This window comes from Rhodococcus sp. P4_F5, assembly GCF_056401315.1.
The window spans coordinates 1-15447 of sequence record NZ_JBFUJP010000062.1 but is presented as its reverse complement, the minus strand read 5'-3'; the positions used below and the strand labels follow the sequence as shown (position 1 = coordinate 15447).

Sequence of the window (15447 nt, the reverse complement as noted above, 5' to 3'; positions counted from 1 at the left end):
TCCCTGTCTGTCGCGCCTCCGTGTTTAAGGAATAGTGGAAAACGTGAGCAAGCCCAGTAACACCGCATTCTCGGCCCCCAAGGGCGTCCCCGACTACGTGCCGCCGGCGTCCGCGGAGTTCGTCGCGGTCCGCGACGGCCTCACCCGGGCCGCGCGGCTCGCCGGATACGGGCACATCGAGCTGCCCATCTTCGAGGACACCGGACTGTTCGCCCGCGGCGTCGGCGAGTCCACGGACGTGGTCAGCAAGGAGATGTACACCTTCGCCGACCGTGGCGACCGCTCGGTCACGCTGCGCCCGGAGGGCACCGCCGGCGTCATGCGGGCGGTCATCGAGCACAGCCTCGACCGCGGCCAGCTGCCGGTCAAACTCAGCTACGCGGGCCCGTTCTTCCGCTACGAGCGTCCTCAGGCCGGCCGCTACCGGCAGCTGCAGCAGGTGGGCATCGAGGCGATCGGTGTCGACGACCCCGCCCTCGACGCGGAGGTCATCGCGATCGCCGACGCCGGATTCCGGTCCCTCGGCCTGGACGGGTTCCGCCTGGAGATCACCTCGCTCGGCGACGACACCTGCCGACCGCAGTACCGAGAGCTGTTGCAGGAGTTCCTCTTCAGCCTCGACCTCGACGAGGACACCCGTCGGCGCGCCGAGATCAACCCGCTGCGCGTGCTGGACGACAAGCGCCCGCACGTCAAGGAGATGACGGCCGGCGCGCCCCTGATGCTCGACCACCTCTCGGAGGAGGCGAAGGCGCACTTCGACGAGGTGCTCGCGCACCTCGACGCGCTGGGCGTCCCGTACGTGGTGAACCCGCGGATGGTGCGCGGGCTCGACTACTACACCAAGACCACCTTCGAGTTCGTGCACGACGGCCTGGGCGCGCAGTCGGGGATCGGCGGCGGCGGACGCTACGACGGACTGATGGAACAGCTCGGCGGTCAGCCGCTGTCCGGCATCGGGTTCGGCATCGGCGTCGACCGCACCGTGCTCGCGCTCGCCGCGGAGGGCAAGACGGTCGCGAGCCCGGCGCGCTGCGAGGTGTTCGGCGTGCCGCTCGGTGACGAGGCTCGGGCCCGCATGGTGGTGGTGGCGGCGCAGCTGCGGCAGGCCGGAATCCGGACGGACATCGCCTACGGCGGGCGTGGACTCAAGGGCGCGATGAAGGCCGCCGACCGCTCCGGCGCCCGGCTGGCGTTGGTCCTCGGCGAGCGGGACCTCGAGGAGGGCGTGGTCGGGCTCAAGGACCTGGCGACCGGAGACCAGCGGCCGGTGCCGCTCGACGACGTGGTCGCGCAGGTCGGGGCGTTCCTTGGCGAAGGGTGACGCGGCCGCGGGCCCGGTGTCGCTGGACCTGATTCCCGCGTCCCTGATCGCGCCTCGGCTGCGGAAGGTCGCGGCGGTGGCGGTCGGGCTCGGTGTCGTGGTCGGCGCGGTGGTCGGGGTCTTCACCTCGCTGTGGATGGGGGTGCTGGTCGGCGCGATCGTCGCGCTGCCCACCGCGTTGTCCGCGCTCCTGACCCTGCGCCGTCGAATCTGGATCAGCGGCAACGTCATCCACGCCCAGAGCGCGTTGCGGTCGAAGTCGGTGGATCTTTCCGCCGCGGCGACCACGGAGTTGCAGGTGCGCGCGGCCCGGGTCAGTCAGCTGATCCTGCGGGTCGGCGACGGCAACACCGTGGTGTCGGTGCCGCTGGCCCTCTACACCGAGGACGGTGGGCGCGAGCTCGAGGTTCTCGGGCTGCGGTCGCTGGCCGACGCGTTGGTCTCGAGTGAGTTGGCGCCCGCGTTGGCGATGTCGACGGTGCTCGTCTCCCAGCTGCGGGCGGAGGCCCGCGGCGCGGGACTCGAGGAGCGCCCGCTGTATCGGGCCGTGCACCTTGCGAAGGATGCCGGCCGGGTGCCGCAGACCGTGCTCACCGACCAGGAGGTCGTCGGTCTCACCGACTGACCGGGCTCGGGGTCGGCCCGGCGGGCCGGTGGAGGCCGACCGTCAGTCGGATTCGCCTCGTACGTAACGGACGGATGCCAGTACTGCGTCCATGTCGATGTCCAACTCGGGGTGTCGTTCGGCCATCTCGCGGAACTCGGCAATTGCCTCGGCGTGGGTTGGCGGACGACGAACAGCGTTGTCAGTGCTGGGAACCTCGTGCATGGCAGACATGCGCGCCACTCTAGCTGCAGTTTCCGCCACCAGCACGGCGCAGACCGGTTGTGGTGGGTGTTCGGGCCTTTGGATCAGGCCCCGTGGATCACGCGCCGGTTGTGGGCCGGCCGCGGTCTTCGCAACGGGTCCACCCAGGCAGGTGGGGTGAACCATGGGTGGCCGTCATCGCCGATGGCCACCGCCCAGTGGTTCTTGTGGATGATCGTGTGGTGCTTCTTGCAGAGCAGCACCAGGTTCGACAGGGCGGTGGGGCCGCCCTTGCTCCAGTGGTGGATGTGATGCGCGTCCGTCCAGGCGGCGGGGCGTCCGCAGCCGGGGAAGGCGCAGCCGCAGTCCCGCGCCACCAAGGCTTTCCGCAGTCGCGGGGAGATGATGCGGGTGGTGACGCCGACGTCGAGGGGGTTGCCGCCCCGGTCGACGAAGATCGGGGTGACCTGCGCGTCGCAGGAGATGCGGGCGGCGATGGCCGCGGAGATCGGCCCAGCCCAGGGCATGGTGGCGTGCCTTCTGCGGCGGTAGTGCCGCGGGGGCCTGACATCTGAGCAGCTTTCACCACGTTCGCTGCCTACGAGCCCGGTTGCGTTGTCGCGGTGGTAGTCCCAGCGATTCCCGGACCAGGCTCCGGTCGCCGGGGTGGGCGTCGTCGCGGAGACCGCGTCCTTCAGGGCGTCGACGTCGATGGTGACGGTGACGTGGGGTCRTTCGCCGCCTTCCATCGGTCCGCGTGCGTTGTCGAGGTGTCCGCGGATGATCTGTCCGAGGGCGTCGGCGCGGCGCTTGGCGGCGGAGCGGTCGTCGGGTGTCGGGTGACCGTCCTCGTCGGTGGTCGGGTGCGGCTTCGACAGTCCGGAGAGGGCGGTCTGGAGGGCTTCGCCGGTTTCGGCGTCGAAGGTGCCTGTCACGTGCACCCGACCACCGAGCGTTGTGCTGGCGAAGAACTCGTTGAGTTCGGGATTTTCGCCGTCGGGTGGCACGGTGCCGTCGAGTTGCAGGAGCAACTCCAGTGCGCGGGCGCGTCGGCGAAGGACGGTGACGTTCTCGAGGTGCGCGGCGATGAGGAGGTAGGCCTGGCAGTCGTCGGGTCGACCGGTTTCGGGGTCGGGGTGGTCCCAGTCGGTCTCCACCGGCTCGGCAGTCCGGTCGGCGGTGAGTTTGTCGAGTCGGGCGAGGAAGTTGACGATCACCTGCACGTGCCCGAGTTCGATCCGGCCGGCATCGAGGGCGGCGGCCATCCGCGGGTGCAGGGGTAGTTCTCGGCCGAGGCGGACGATCTTGCCTGCGTGGCCGGCGGTCATGTGGGTGGCGTCGGCGAGCCAGGAGGTGGTGTCCGCGGCACCGAGGTGGTTCGAGAGGCACTGCTGGTCGGCCTCGTGCACCAACCGGACGCGCAGGGCCTCGAGTTCGCGGATCCTCGCCGACAGTTCCGGGACCGCCGACGCGAGCTCGGTTTCGTCGAGTCGCCCTGCCTCGACCCCGGCGGGGTCGGTGAGCATGGCGTCGAGTTTCATACACCAAATTCTACTCGCACGCGCATTCGATCACAATGATCTTTTGCCTGGTTAAGCGTGCAAAAGATGTGTGATGCCGATCGGTGAATCGCTGGCCCACGAGGATGTCGGCCGGCGGGAATATGGTCCTCCGCATGACGGGACCTTCCTACTTGGACATGACGCGGGCCGCGTACGACACGGTCGCTGTGGACTATGCCGAGCTCGTTCGCGGCATGCTCGCGGACCAGCCATTCGACCGGGCCATGCTGGCAACGTTTGCGGAGTTCGTGCGCGACGCGGGCGACGGTCCCGTCGCGGACCTGGGATGTGGCCCGGGCCGGGTGACGGCGCACCTGCGGTCACTGGGGCTCGGTGCGTTCGGTGTCGATCTCTCGCCCGAGATGGTCGCGGTGGCCCGCCGCGACCATCCGGAGCTTCGGTTCGTTGTGGGCTCGATGACGGAACTGGACCTGGAAGACGGTGTCCTCGCAGGAATTGTCGCGTGGTACTCGATCATCCACACTCCGCCGGAGCTGTTGCCGGTGGTCTTCGCCGAGTTCTACCGGACCCTGAGGCCCGGTGGCCACCTGGCGCTCGCATTCCAGGTCGGCGACGAACGCGTCCGGCTCGAGGGGGCGTACGGGCACACGGTGTCCTACGACGTGTATCGACTGTCGCCCGACCGGATCGTCGGGCTCCTTCGGGAGGCCGGCTTCGACGTGCATGCGCAGCTCCTGCGGGAGCCCACGCCTCCCGAGAAGCAACGTCAGGCATACCTGATGGCGCGCAAGCCCTCCGAGTAGTCGAACGGACACCAGACAAGTGCGAGCCGGACCGAATTCAGCCAGCGCGCATGGCGGCACCGAGCCGCGCGGCGTAGTCGTCGGCCTCGACCTCGTCGGCGTACTTCGTTCGCGGCCAGAAGAAGCCGCGCAGGCCGTCACCCTTGGTTCGCGGCACCACGTGCACGTGCAGGTGCGGCACGCTCTGCGAGACCACGTTGTTCACGGCGACGAACGACCCCTGCGCGCCGAGTGTATCGACGACAGTCGACGAGAGGCGTTGCGCGACAGCGAAGAGCGGCGCGATCAGCTCGGCCGGGAGGTCCGCCAGGACCGCGACGTGCCGACGCGGCACCAGCAACACGTGGCCCTTGAACACCGGCCGCCGGTCCAGGAAGGCGACCGTGTCGGCGTCCTCGAAGACGATGTGAGCCGGCGCGGCGTGCTCGACCACGCCGCAGAAGGCGCACTCGCCGCCCACCGGCTCAGGCCTCGGCCGTGAACTCTGCGAGCAGTGCGCCAGCCGGTGTTCGGAGCGATTCGACGTCGGTCCACCCCAGCACCCGCAGGCCCGCGTCGGCGAGCAGTTGGGGCGAGTCGGTCCCGGTGCCCGTCTGGTCGCCGCCCTTGATGTCGCCGCCTTCCATGTCCCCGCTCTCCGTGTCCCTGCCCTCCGTGTCACTGCGTTCGTTGATCACGCTCTCGACGATGCGGAAGGGTAGGCCTGCGCGGGCGGTGTCGGCGGAGTCCAGCTGTCCCAGCACGGCCGCGGCGAGGGCGCCGTAGCGCCGGCGCAGCATCTGCCGCTCCCGGCGGAACTGGGCGAACCGCTCGGTGCGCAGTTCGGGCAGCAGGTACAGCGCACCGAGGTTCCACCGTCCGGACATCAGCTGCCCGGCGTCGAACAGGATCAGCGCATACAACCGGACCGCGGCCGGTTCGTCGCGCTCGGCGAGGCGCGAGGCCAGCCGCAGCGGGGCCGATACCGTCTTCTCCAGCAGCGCCACCAGGAGGTCGTCCTTGGTGGCGAAGTGGTGGTACAGCGAGGCCTGACGCATCCCGACCACCTCCGCGATCTGGCGCGTCGAGGTGGAGGAGAACCCCCGGGTGGTGAACAGTTCCGCCGCCGCGTCGAGGATCTCTGCCTGCGCGGTCCCGCCCGGCCGACGCTGCTTGGTCAGCCGTGGGCGGCCCGGTCCGGCGGTGGTCACGGCCTCATCCTGTCAGAGTCGGATCCCACGGCGGGGGACCCTGTGGGGGAGGATGTAACCGTGACGCGACACGGGTCCGCTGCCGGACCGCGGCGGGCCGAGCTGCTCGCCGCGTTGTCGCTCGCGATCGACCTCGGGTTGGGTCAGCCGATGGAGCACATGCTGCGCTCCTCGCTGATCGCGACCAGGCTTGCCGACCGTTGCGGGATGGACGCCCGGGCCCGCGGCGCGGTCTACTACGGGACCCTGATCGCCTGGATCGGTTGTCACGCGGATTCGCCCGAGATCGCGGCCGCGTTCGGCGACGACATCGGCTTCCGAGCCGACACCTACCGCGTCGACCGCGCGGGCCTGCCCTTCCTGCGTCTGATGCTCGAACACACCGGTTCCGGACTGCCGCTGTGGGAGCGCACCGTGCACCGGGCGGCGTTCGCGGTGACCGCCCGTTCGCGCATGTCGGAACTGATCAGCTCGCACTGCGCCTCGGCCGGGGCGCTGGCCGACCGCGTGGGGTTGGGTGAGGACGTGGCCGCCGTGGTCGGCGCGATGTTCGAGCGTTGGGACGGTGCGGGGCTGCCGACCGGCGTGCGTGGACCGGACGTACCCGAGGTGGCCTGCATCGCGCAGGTGGCGGACGTGGCGGAGGTGCACCTGCGCGCGGGCGGCGTCGCGCAGGCGGTGGCCGTGGTGCAGGCGAGGGCGGGCCGGGCGTTCTGTCCGTCGGTCGCACAGACCTTCACCGAACACGCCGACGAGATTCTCGACGGCCTGCTCACCGGGGACGTGTGGACGGAGTCGCTCGCGCAGGCGCCGGACGGCGACCGGGAGCTGTCGGAGGCGGAGCTCGACGGGTTGCTCCGGGAGCTCGGCGCCTTCGTCGACCTCAAGTGCCCGGCGCTGGTCGGTCACGCCGCGGCGGTGGCCGACCTGGTCGCCGCAGCGGCCCGGCACGCCGGGATGGGGCCGGCCGATGTCCGCGTTCTCCACCGCGCCGGTCTGGTGCACGGTCTCGGCCGGATCGGCGTCTCGAACTCGGTCTGGGACAAGACCGGCCCGTTGACGGCCGCGGAGTTCGAACGGCTCCGGCTCTACCCCTACCTCACCGGACGGATCCTCGATCGGGTCGTCGGTCTCGAACCGATCGTCGCGATCGCGGCCGCCCACCGCGAGCGGCTCGACGGGTCGGGATTCCCACGGGGGGTCCGCGGTGCCAACCTGTCGGTCTCCGACCGGCTGCTCGGGGCGGCCGAGGCGTATCAGGGCTGGCTGGAGCCCCGCCCATACCGGGCGGCGATGGGGCCGGACCTGGCCGCGGACCGTTTGCGCGCGGAGGCCCGGGAGGGACGCCTGGACGCCGAGGCGGTGGACGCGGTGCTGGCGGTGGCCGGCCATCGCATCGACCGGGCGCGTCCGTGGCCCGCGGGCCTGACCGACCGTGAGGTGGAGGTGCTGCGGCTGCTGGCGTACGGCCGGTCCAACCGGGAGATCGCCACCGACCTGTCGATCGCGGCCAAGACGGCGCGCAATCACGTCGAGCACATCTACCTCAAACTCGGGGTGGGGAACCGCACGCAGGCCAGCCTGGCCGCGATCGACCACGGGCTGGTGCGTCCGCCGGTGCACGCGTCGTCCGACTGATGGGGCAGTTGCCCCATGCCGATCCGGGCGCGGCGGCGAAGAGTCGACACCATGACGAACAACGGAGGACGACCCAAGGCCGTGATCAGTCTGACGACCGGTCTCGAGGACGCGGAGAAGGTGACGGTGGCCTTCCTGGTCGCCGTCGGTGCGGCGGAGGACGGCCGCGAGACGCTGATGTTCCTGACGAAGGAGGCGGTGCGCCTGGTGCTGCGCGGGACCCTGCAGGGCGTGGCCTGCGACGGATGCCCGCCGCTGCCAGAACTGGCCGCACGCTACGAGGCTGCGGGCGGCCGATACCTGGTCTGTCCCATCTGTTTCGACGCGAAGCACCTGGACAGCGAGGCGTTGGTCCCGAACGCGGAGGTGGGCGGCACCGTGGTGATGTGGAAGTGGATCGACACCGACCCGGTGGTCACCTTCAGTTACTGACGCGCCGTCAACTCAGCACGAGCGTGTCGAGCAGCACATAGGCGGCGACGGCGAACACCAGGTAGGCGAACCAGTGTTGGAGTCTGCGGGTGTCGACGCGGCTGCCGAACCGGCCGGCGATCAGGGAGGCGACGATGGCGGCGCCGGCGAAACCGATCGTGGTGGCGGGGTCGATCGTGACGTCGCCGCCCAGCTGCGCGACGAGGCCGGCGGCGGAGTTCGCGACGATGACGAGCAGTGACGTTCCCACCGCGATCCGCATTTCGACACCCAGCATGAGCACCAGCGCGGGGACGATGAGAAATCCGCCGCCGACGCCGAAGAGCCCCGTCATCACGCCGACGGCGAAGCCGACCGGGATCGAGCGTGAGGCGCAGCGGCGCCAGTTGATCCCGGAGTTGCCCACCCTGCACGCGGTGCCAGTGTCACCGGTGTCGGCGAGCATGCGGGCGCCGGCCACGACCATGACCACGGCGAACCCGACCATCACGACGGTCTGCGGTAGCTGCCGTCCCAGGGCGCTGCCGAGGAACGTCGCGGGGATACCGGCGGCGGCGAACACCGCCGCCAGCCGCCACTGTACGAGGTGCGCGCGGATCTTGGGGACGGCCCCGACGGCCGAGGCGGCGCCGACCACGATCAGCGAGATCGGGATCGCCTCGTCGAGGTCGAGGCCCAGGGCGAACACCAGCACCGGCACGGCGAGGATCGATCCGCCGCCGCCGAGGAGTCCGAGCAGGACGCCGATGGCTGCGCCGGCGGCAAGGGCCAGCGCGATCGTGAGCGTCATCTCGGTCAGCGACCGTTGATCCGCGGGATCCCGAGGCGCTGGAGCAGCAGGCTCATCGGGCACCAGCCCACCGCGCTGTAGAGCAGGAGGTTCGCGGCGACGAACGCGGTGAGAATCAGCCACCAGGCGGAGAACGCGAGTACCAGTGCCACGCTGAGCAGCACGACCGTGCCGCCCAGCAGCGGAACCACCCGTTCGATGGTCCAGCCGTGGTGTCGGGGGAGAGCTGTCATGACGGTCGGTGCCGTCCTTTCGATAGTTTGTGAATCAGGCGGAGACGGCGGCGCGTTCGGTCCAGGCGGCGTATCCGCCGACCAGGTCGCTGACCTTCTCGAGGCCGTCGGCACGCAACAGTGATGCGGCGACCGACGAGCGCCRGCCGCCCGCGCAGTGGACGACGATGGGCTTGTTCCGCGGCAGGTCCGCGAGGCGGGATCGCAGCTGCGCGAGGGGGATCGACCGGGCGCCGTCGATGACGCCGAAGTCGCGTTCGCCGGGGTTGCGGATGTCGATCAGCGTGACGGCGTCGGCGTCGAGGAGTTCCTCGAGCTCGACGGCCGTGGTGCGCGGTGCGGTGTGGACCAGGTCGGTGAGTGCGTCCGGGAAGGTGGCGTCGACGGCGAGATAGCCGACGGCGTTGTCGGACCCGATGCGCGCCAGGCGCATTGCCGCATCCTGTTCCTCGCCGGGGTAGGTGACGAGCACGATGCGCTCGCCGATGTCGGCGACCATGCCGCCGGTCTCGGCGAACCGGCCGTCGAATCCGACGTTGACCGAGCCGCGCAGATGGCCGGCGGCGAAGTCGTCGGGGGTGCGGGCGTCGAGAACGCGGGTGCCGCTGGTCAGCTCGGCCCGCAGGTCTTCCGCGGACAGCTCGGGGATGTGCCGATCCTGGTCGAGCAGGGCCCGATTCGACTTGTTCAGCGCGACGTCGGCGGCGAAGTACCCCGGCACCGCGGGCTGGCCGTCGGTGATCAGGGCGACGAACGCCGCCTCGCTCATCGGCTGCACCGACGGGTTGGTGCGCCGCTGTTCGCCGATGGTGGAGGTCAGCTCGGACGAGAGGTTCTTGCCGCACGACGACCCCGCCCCGTGGGCCGGCATGACGGTCACCGCGTCGGGCAGGGCCAGCAGCGTCTCGTGGACGGTGCGGTACATCGCCCGGGCGAGGTCGGTGGTGGTGCCGTCGCCGAGATTGGCCAGGTCGGGGCGCCCGACGTCGCCGATGAACAGCGAGTCGCCGGTCAGCACGGCGGACGGCTCGGCGTCGCGGCTCTCGCGGACCAGCAGGCTGATCGACTCCCACGTGTGGCCGGGTGTGGCGAGGATCTCGATGTCCACGTTCCCCAGGGTCAGGTGCTGGCCGTGGGTCAGTCGGACGATCGGGTAGTCGGTGTCCGCGGCCTCGCCGAAGCCGATCCAGGCGCCGGTTGCCTCGACCAGTTCGAGGTGTCCGGAGACGAAGTCCGCATGGAAGTGCGTGTTGACGACGCCCTCGATGGTCAGGCCGTGTCGAGCGGCGTCCGAGAGGTACTCGGTGATGTCGCGACGCGGGTCGACCACGACGGCGCGGCCGGTGCTCTCGTCGCCGATGACGTACGACGCGTGCGAGAGGCACTCGATGTAGTACTGCTCGAGGATCATCGGGACAACCTTCCTACTTCTCAGCTTCCTTGCTGCCCAGGTCAGTGGGGGTGATGAGTACAGGGTGCCATATACCCCCCTAGGTATGTCAAGTACCCCATGGGGTATATGACCAGGGATGACTGTGGGCAGCGAGAGGGGCGGATCCGCGTCTCGACTCCGGCAGAGCGGTGGGGACGAGCTACCGGCGCGACACCAGCGCGCGCCGCAGCAGCGGGATCAACGGCCGCGGCGACGGCGCCCCCGTCCGGCGGAACGGGGCCGAGTCGCGGGAGGCGGCAACCCATTCCGCGGCCGTGACGTCGGAGAGGTCCAGACGGAACTCGGTGGACGCGGCGAGTTGGTGCAGCAGCAGGGTGCCGGTGCGGCCGTTGCCCTCGCGGAAGGGGTGCGCGTGGTTGTAGGTCGCGTAGACCGCGGCGAGCGCGTACGCCAGCCGGCCCCGGTCGACGCGGGGCCAGTCGGTCACCGCGACGGCGATCTCGACTTCCCGCAGGTAGCGGCCGATCGCGGCCACCGGCGCGAAGGCGTCGCCGTTCTTCGACAGCTCCACGAACCGGGTCTGCCCGGCCCAGCCGAACACGTCGCCGAACACCTGCCCGTGCAGGCGCAGGATGTGCTCGGCGTCCACCGCGCGCACCGGCGTCGCCGCCCCCAGGTGGGCCTGCAGCAGCCGGGCGGCGGTCGCGGGGAACTCGACCTCGCGCAGCTGTCCGCCGTCGCGGAAACCGAAGTTGTTGCGCAGCACCGACGTCCCGGTCACCAGGTACGGCCGCGGCAGGGCGAGGCGGCGGCGTCCGGCGGCGGGGAGCGCGGCGGCCTCCGACCGCCAGCGGGCCAGGCGGTCGGCGTGGCTGCCGTCGCCGGTGGCCAACGCCACCAGGTCGGCGACGTGCTCACGCCGGGGCCGCCAGCCCTCGAGCCGCTCCGCGGCGACCGTCTGCTCGACCGCGTGCGCCTGGCCGTCGCTGAGGTCCGCGAACAGCTCCGGCCACCGGGCCGCGGGACGCGGCGCCGCCGGCGCGGTCATGTCGCCGGTCCCGCGTACGCGAGCTTGCGCTGCACGCCCGCGACCTCCCGGACCGCGTTCGCCAGCAGGCTGCGGTAGAGCGGGGTCAGCGTGGCGATGGCCAGCTCGTCGGTGACCGGCAACCCCTGCTCGAGCTGTTCGCACTGGTGCCGCAGCCGGATCTGTTGCAGCACGTCGAAGGATTCGGCCAGCACCCGGGCGTCGTCGTCGGGAAGCAGTCCGCTGCCCGACGCGGCCTGCAGCCGTGCGGTCGTCGACCCCGCGTCGGACCCGGTGGCCAGGCCCGCCCAGCGCGCGACGTTGACGATCGGCATCACGCCCTGCGACTTCAGGTCCACGGTCTCGGTTCGCCGGGTCAGGATCTGGCGCAGCGAATGGATCCGGGCCTTGTCCTCGACCGCCTCCCGCAGGAGCAGTCGCAGCGCCTGGGGGTTCGCCCGGGCCCGCTCCGCGACGACGGCGGCGAGGGCGAGTCGATCCGCGCCCCACACCACCCGGCTGTCGGCCAGCAGCGAGATCATCACGATCCCCTTGTCCTGGTACGGATCGGCGATCCAACTGCCGGTGGCGCGCAGCCACTCACCACCCGACCGGGCGAACCTGGGCCGCGCGGCGACGGCGCCCTTGTCGTCGGACGGGAAGCCGCAGCGGTCCAGCAGGTCGTGCACGCGTGCCGCGATCGCCATCAGGTCCTCGCMGCAGGCATCAGGGTCCTCGTCGGCCCAGGCCAGCGCGCTGTCCACGTCGGAGCCGGGCATGGCCTCGCGGCGTGCGACGCTGCCGAGTGAGAGCCAGGCGAACGGCGCCGCGCCGCCGTCGCGGTCCGCGGTCACGAGCTGCAGCGCCCGGGCCGCGGCCGCGTCGACGATCACCGACAGGACCGCGCTGACGTCCAGCGGGGCCACCCGCGCCCGCCACAGCCCCAGCACCAGGTCCGGGACGCGGGCGGCGGCCGCGACCAGCGCGTCCGGGTCGGCCGCCCGCGCGACCTCGCCGCGGAGCAGGAAACCGCTGCGGGTCGCGGTGGCGAGCAGGTCCACGTCCTCGAGCACGCCGAGCAGTGCGCCGGAGGCCGACCGCACCGGCATGTGCCGGACGCCGAGTTCGAGCATGTCCATCAGCACGTCCGCGCCGAGCCGGTCGGCGGGCACGGTGCGGACCGGGGCGGTCATCGCCGCCGACACCGGGGTGGCGGTGGTCAGCCCCGCGGCCACCACCTTCCGGCGCAGGTCGCCGTCGGTGAAGATCCCGTGCGCGCCCTCGGCCAGGGGAATCAGGACGCAGCGTCGGCCGGCGCGGGTCATCAGTTCGGCGGCCTCGCGCGCCGGCGTCTCGGGGGCGCAGGTGAGGGCGGGCCCGCGCAGGAGCTCGCCGACCGGACGCATCGCCGGGTCACGAACGACGAGCGGAGCGACGCGCGGGGCACCGGCTTCGGTCATGAGGCCCATCCTCGCAGGGCCGGCCGGCGCCGCAAGTCTGCCGGGGGAGGCGGTGAGGAGGCCGCAACGTCGACGTAACGGATGACATTGAGCCGCAACGCAATGGCTACATCGCGAAACCGGGGGGACACCCGTGGGGAACGGGCGGCGGAAAAACTGTCAACCGACAGATACTCCGCCACCCGGGAGAGCACATGACGACCGTCGCATCACAGCCGAAGGACCAGAGTCATCCGGATTCCGACGAACTCGCGGAGTTCGGGTACGAGCAGCAGTTGCACCGCTCACTCGGCAAGTTCGCCTCGTTCGCCGCCGGATTCTCGTTCGTCTCGATCCTGACCACGATCTTCCAGCTGTTCGGTCTGGGCTTCGGTTTCGCCGGGCCGGCCTTCTTCTGGACCTGGCCGGTGGTGTTCCTCGGCCAGTTCATGGTCGCGCTGTGCTTCGCCGAACTCGCGGCGCGGTACCCGATCTCGGGCGCGATCTACCAGTGGTCGCGGCGGATGGCGGGGGAGGTGATCGGCTGGTTCGCCGGCTGGTTCATGATCCTCGCGCAGATCGTCACCGCCTCCGCCGCCGCCATCGCCCTGCAGGTTGTGCTGCCGAACGTGTGGAGCGGCTTCCAGGTCATCGGCGACGACCCGTCGCTTCTGTCGTCGTCCGGGGCGGCGAACGCGGTGCTCCTCGGCTCGGTGCTGCTGGTGCTGACCACCGTCATCAACTGCATCGGCGTCAACTGGATGTCGCGGATCAACAACATCGGCGTCACCTGCGAGATCGTCGGTGTCATCGCGGTGATCGGCATGTTCTTCACCCACGCCCAGCGGGGGCCCGAGGTGGTGTTCGACACCGGTGCGGCCGGCGGGCAGCCCGGCTACGTCTGGGCCTGGATCGTCTCCGGACTGATGGCCGCCTACGTGATGGTCGGGTTCGGATCCGCCGGCGAACTCGCCGAGGAGACGCGCAACCCGCGCCGCGTGGCACCCCGCACGATCCGTCTCGCGCTGTCGGTGTCCGCCCTCGGCGGCGGCCTGATGATCGTCGGCGCGCTGATGGCCGCGCCCAGCCTGAGCGACGGCCGGCTCGCCACCGAAGGCCTGCCGTACGTGCTGAACTCGATCCTGTCCTCGCCGTGGGGAACGCTGCTGCTGATCGACGTCGCGATCGCGGTGTTCGTCTGCACCCTGGCGATCCAGACCGCGGCGTCGCGGCTGATGTTTTCGATGGCCCGCGACGGCCGGCTCCCCGCCTCGGCGACGCTGTCGAAGGTCAACCCACGCACCGGAACCCCGATCGCGCCGTCCGTGCTCATCGGGCTGCTGTGCATCGCGGTCCTCGCCGTCAACGTCGGCAACTCGGCGATCTTCGCGACCCTGTCGAGTGTCTGCATCATCCTGATCTACCTGGCCTACCTGCTGGTCACAGTTCCGCTGCTGGTGCGGCGGCTGAAGGGCTGGCCGAACGGCGGACCCCAGGTGGACGCCGAAGGGAAGCCGCTGTTCTCGCTCGGCAGGTGGGCGCTCCCGGTCAACATCGCCGCCGTCGCCTACGGCGTCGCGATGGTGGTCAACCTCGCCTGGCCGCGCGCCGAGATCTTCAACCCCACGGGGGAGTACCCCGTCCTGCAGTGGGCCGGCCCGCTGACCGTCGTCGCGGTGGTGCTCATCGGAGCGCTCTGCTACCCGCGCGGCAAGGCCGTCCCGAACCCCGTCACGATTGGAGCCTGAGCAGTGTCCACCACCACCACAGCGAACACCGTCGTCAACGACACCGCCACCACCGCCGCCGCCCGCGACCACGCCCGCGCGCAGGCCGGGACGGTCACCGACTCGATGCCGGTGCTGCCCGCGTCCGCCTGGCCGAACCCGCCCGCCGGCGTCGCCGCCGACCGGCTCACCTGGGCGGAGACCGTGCCCGGCGGCCGGTACACCTCCAAGGTGCTGGCCCGCGGAACCCGGCTCCGGCTGCGCGATCTCGACGGCGCCGCGTGCGCGAACCTGCTGCTGTACCGCGCCGACGCGACCCACGAACGACTGAACGTCGCAGACACCGTCAAGGTGCCGTGGCAGGCCTACCTCGGCACCGGACACCCGTTGCTCTCCGACGCCGGCCGGGTGCTCGCCACCGTCGTCGCCGACACCTCCGGCCGGCACGACGCCTTCTGCGGCACCACGTCGCTGGCCGCCAACACCGCGAAGTACGGCGAGGGCAGCGCGCATTCGGGCGCACCCGCGGGCCGTGAACTGCTCACCCTCGCGGCCGCCAAGCACGGCCTGACCGCCCGCGACCTGCCGCCGGTGCTCACCTTCTTCCACGGCGTGCGGGTGGAGTCCGACGGCGCACTCACCAGCGTCGGGACCGCCGGGGCCGGAACGGAACTCGAACTGCTGGTGCACCTGCCGGTGATCGTGCTGATCGCGAACACCGCGCACCCGCTCGACCCCGCACCGACCTATCCGACCACCTCGGTCGAGGTGCTCGCCTGGGCCGCCCCCGAGGACCTCGGCGCCGTGGTCTCCGGCGCCGGTTCGGGGGACGACCCGGAGTACCACAGGGCCGTCCTCAACACCGAGGACGCCTGGAACGCCGCCGCACCGCAGTTCGGAAAGGACACCAAATGACCTCCACCCGTACCGTTCCCGCACCCGGTTCGCTCGCCCTGGTTCCAGGGGAGGTGGTGCTCGACGAGATCGTCGGCGCCCGTGGGCCCTGGTCCGCGGTCGTCCGGGCGGGCGACGTCCTCACGATCGTCGACCTGCACGGCAACCAGGCCGTCGACACCCTGTTCTACGCCGCCGACGACCACACCGTCCGCTACAGCTACAG

17 protein-coding genes are annotated in these 15447 nt (G+C 71.0%); 8 read left to right on the top strand and 9 right to left on the bottom strand.

The annotated features are described in order from the left end of the window. Nucleotides 1-43: 43 nt before the first annotated feature. Entirely contained in the window at nucleotides 44-1324 is a 1281-nt protein-coding gene (hisS, locus tag AC1DU4_RS20325; RefSeq protein WP_477842867.1) for a histidine--tRNA ligase, read from the top strand. Next, entirely contained in the window at nucleotides 1311-1949 is a 639-nt protein-coding gene (locus AC1DU4_RS20320; RefSeq protein WP_477842865.1) for a hypothetical protein, read from the top strand. Before hisS ends, AC1DU4_RS20320 begins: the two co-directional genes overlap by 14 nt. Before the next feature lie 42 nt (nucleotides 1950-1991). Here AC1DU4_RS20320 and AC1DU4_RS20315 read toward each other — a convergent pair whose 3' ends face one another. Beyond that, a complete protein-coding gene (locus AC1DU4_RS20315) occupies nucleotides 1992-2162 on the bottom strand; it encodes a hypothetical protein (RefSeq protein WP_477842863.1) in 171 nt (56 codons plus the stop codon). Nucleotides 2163-2236: 74 nt separating this feature from the next. Next, the gene (locus tag AC1DU4_RS20310) at nucleotides 2237-3673 is read right to left on the bottom strand and encodes an HNH endonuclease signature motif containing protein (protein WP_477842861.1); all 1437 of its coding nucleotides are present in this window, start codon (nucleotides 3671-3673) and stop codon (nucleotides 2237-2239) included. 134 nt (nucleotides 3674-3807) lie between these two features. On the opposite strand from AC1DU4_RS20310, the gene AC1DU4_RS20305 reads away from it, so the two are divergent. Further along, on the top strand, nucleotides 3808-4458 hold the full coding sequence (locus AC1DU4_RS20305) for a class I SAM-dependent DNA methyltransferase (protein WP_477842859.1): 651 nt from the start codon (nucleotides 3808-3810) through the stop codon (nucleotides 4456-4458). 37 nt (nucleotides 4459-4495) lie between these two features. Here AC1DU4_RS20305 and AC1DU4_RS20300 read toward each other — a convergent pair whose 3' ends face one another. Continuing rightward, a complete protein-coding gene (locus tag AC1DU4_RS20300) occupies nucleotides 4496-4918 on the bottom strand; it encodes an HIT family protein (RefSeq protein WP_477842857.1) in 423 nt (140 codons plus the stop codon). Between the two features lie 4 nt (nucleotides 4919-4922). Continuing rightward, on the bottom strand, nucleotides 4923-5648 hold the full coding sequence (locus tag AC1DU4_RS20295) for a TetR/AcrR family transcriptional regulator (protein ID WP_477842855.1): 726 nt from the start codon (nucleotides 5646-5648) through the stop codon (nucleotides 4923-4925). 150 nt (nucleotides 5649-5798) lie between these two features. On the opposite strand from AC1DU4_RS20295, the gene AC1DU4_RS20290 reads away from it, so the two are divergent. Next, nucleotides 5799-7286 carry an HD domain-containing phosphohydrolase gene (locus AC1DU4_RS20290; protein ID WP_477842886.1) on the top strand — a complete coding sequence of 496 codons (1488 nt, stop codon included), beginning with the start codon at nucleotides 5799-5801 and terminating at the stop codon, nucleotides 7284-7286. A 51-nt stretch (nucleotides 7287-7337) separates the two neighbouring features. After that, nucleotides 7338-7718, top strand: a complete 381-nt coding sequence (locus AC1DU4_RS20285; RefSeq protein WP_072843872.1) for a DsrE family protein — start codon at nucleotides 7338-7340, stop codon at nucleotides 7716-7718. A gap of 7 nt (nucleotides 7719-7725) precedes the next feature. Here AC1DU4_RS20285 and AC1DU4_RS20280 read toward each other — a convergent pair whose 3' ends face one another. The 5 genes from AC1DU4_RS20280 to AC1DU4_RS20260 form a co-directional block, all read right to left on the bottom strand. Further along, nucleotides 7726-8508, bottom strand: a complete 783-nt coding sequence (locus AC1DU4_RS20280) for a sulfite exporter TauE/SafE family protein (protein WP_477842851.1) — start codon at nucleotides 8506-8508, stop codon at nucleotides 7726-7728. 5 nt (nucleotides 8509-8513) lie between these two features. After that, nucleotides 8514-8741, bottom strand: coding sequence for a YgaP family membrane protein (locus AC1DU4_RS20275; RefSeq protein ID WP_477842849.1), 228 nt, complete (start codon nucleotides 8739-8741; stop codon nucleotides 8514-8516). A 34-nt stretch (nucleotides 8742-8775) separates the two neighbouring features. Then, nucleotides 8776-10152, bottom strand: coding sequence for an MBL fold metallo-hydrolase (locus AC1DU4_RS20270; RefSeq protein WP_477842848.1), 1377 nt, complete (start codon nucleotides 10150-10152; stop codon nucleotides 8776-8778). A gap of 181 nt (nucleotides 10153-10333) precedes the next feature. Then, nucleotides 10334-11182, bottom strand: coding sequence for a Fic/DOC family protein (locus AC1DU4_RS20265; protein ID WP_477842847.1), 849 nt, complete (start codon nucleotides 11180-11182; stop codon nucleotides 10334-10336). Next, nucleotides 11179-12621, bottom strand: coding sequence for a putative nucleotidyltransferase substrate binding domain-containing protein (locus tag AC1DU4_RS20260; RefSeq protein ID WP_477842845.1), 1443 nt, complete (start codon nucleotides 12619-12621; stop codon nucleotides 11179-11181). Before AC1DU4_RS20260 ends, AC1DU4_RS20265 begins: the two co-directional genes overlap by 4 nt. A 194-nt stretch (nucleotides 12622-12815) precedes the next feature. Between AC1DU4_RS20260 and AC1DU4_RS20255 the strand changes: the two genes are divergently transcribed. The 3 genes from AC1DU4_RS20255 to AC1DU4_RS20245 all read left to right on the top strand — a co-directional run. Beyond that, the gene (locus AC1DU4_RS20255; RefSeq protein WP_477842843.1) at nucleotides 12816-14348 is read left to right on the top strand and encodes an amino acid permease; all 1533 of its coding nucleotides are present in this window, start codon (nucleotides 12816-12818) and stop codon (nucleotides 14346-14348) included. Nucleotides 14349-14351: 3 nt separating this feature from the next. Continuing rightward, on the top strand, nucleotides 14352-15242 hold the full coding sequence (locus tag AC1DU4_RS20250; protein WP_477842841.1) for an urea amidolyase associated protein UAAP1: 891 nt from the start codon (nucleotides 14352-14354) through the stop codon (nucleotides 15240-15242). After that, nucleotides 15239-15447 (top strand): DUF1989 domain-containing protein (locus tag AC1DU4_RS20245; protein ID WP_477842839.1); only part of this gene is annotated, 209 nt, incomplete at its 3' end. The genes AC1DU4_RS20250 and AC1DU4_RS20245, both read left to right, overlap by 4 nt.

Bases quoted from the DNA above. Each gene is read 5' to 3' on its own strand.
- AC1DU4_RS20255 (WP_477842843.1), top strand. From the start codon at position 12,816: ATGACGACCGTCGCATCACAGCCGAAGGACCAGAGTCATCCGGATTCC.
- AC1DU4_RS20275 (WP_477842849.1), bottom strand. From the start codon at position 8,741: ATGACAGCTCTCCCCCGACACCACGGCTGGACCATCGAACGGGTGGTT.
- AC1DU4_RS20265 (WP_477842847.1), bottom strand. From the start codon at position 11,182: ATGACCGCGCCGGCGGCGCCGCGTCCCGCGGCCCGGTGGCCGGAGCTG.
- AC1DU4_RS20280 (WP_477842851.1), bottom strand. From the start codon at position 8,508: ATGACGCTCACGATCGCGCTGGCCCTTGCCGCCGGCGCAGCCATCGGC.
- AC1DU4_RS20305 (WP_477842859.1), top strand. From the start codon at position 3,808: ATGACGGGACCTTCCTACTTGGACATGACGCGGGCCGCGTACGACACG.
- AC1DU4_RS20285 (WP_072843872.1), top strand. From the start codon at position 7,338: ATGACGAACAACGGAGGACGACCCAAGGCCGTGATCAGTCTGACGACC.
- AC1DU4_RS20290 (WP_477842886.1), top strand. From the start codon at position 5,799: ATGGAGCACATGCTGCGCTCCTCGCTGATCGCGACCAGGCTTGCCGAC.
- AC1DU4_RS20315 (WP_477842863.1), bottom strand. From the start codon at position 2,162: ATGTCTGCCATGCACGAGGTTCCCAGCACTGACAACGCTGTTCGTCGT.